Origin of the sequence: Vibrio ouci (assembly GCF_004551525.1) — a bacterium.
Taxonomy (GTDB): Bacteria; Pseudomonadota; Gammaproteobacteria; order Enterobacterales; family Vibrionaceae; genus Vibrio; species Vibrio ouci.
Genome location: NZ_SATR01000426.1, coordinates 1 through 356 on the forward strand (window position 1 = coordinate 1; position 356 = coordinate 356).

Sequence of the window (356 nt, forward strand, 5' to 3'; positions counted from 1 at the left end):
CTTCCGAAGAAGGTCATTTTCTAAAGACTTTCGGCGTCAAAAAATCCAACCACATACGATTTACTGAAGTGGTTTGGAATTCCTATCCAAAAATACTTAGAGAATGGTGGGCGATACCGGGCTCGAACCAGTGACCCCCTGCTTGTAAGGCAGGTGCTCTCCCAACTGAGCTAATCGCCCACATAAGTTTTAATTCTTCGTGGAGAAGAATGGTGGGTCGTGCAGGATTCGAACCTGCGACCAATTGATTAAAAGTCAACTGCTCTACCAACTGAGCTAACGACCCAATGGTATCCCGTAGGGGAGTCGAACCCCTGTTACCGCCGTGAAAGGGCGGTGTCCTAGGCCTCTAGACG

General features: G+C 48.9%; 3 tRNA genes. All 3 read right to left on the reverse strand.

Annotation, left to right across the window (positions count from 1 at the left end):
• Window positions 1–104: 104 nt before the first annotated feature.
• Window positions 105–180 (reverse strand) — tRNA-Val (locus tag ELS82_RS26115).
• Window positions 181–210: 30 nt separating this feature from the next.
• Window positions 211–286: transfer RNA gene (locus ELS82_RS26120), tRNA-Lys, on the reverse strand.
• A 2-nt stretch (window positions 287–288) separates the two neighbouring features.
• Window positions 289–356 (reverse strand) — tRNA-Glu (locus ELS82_RS26675).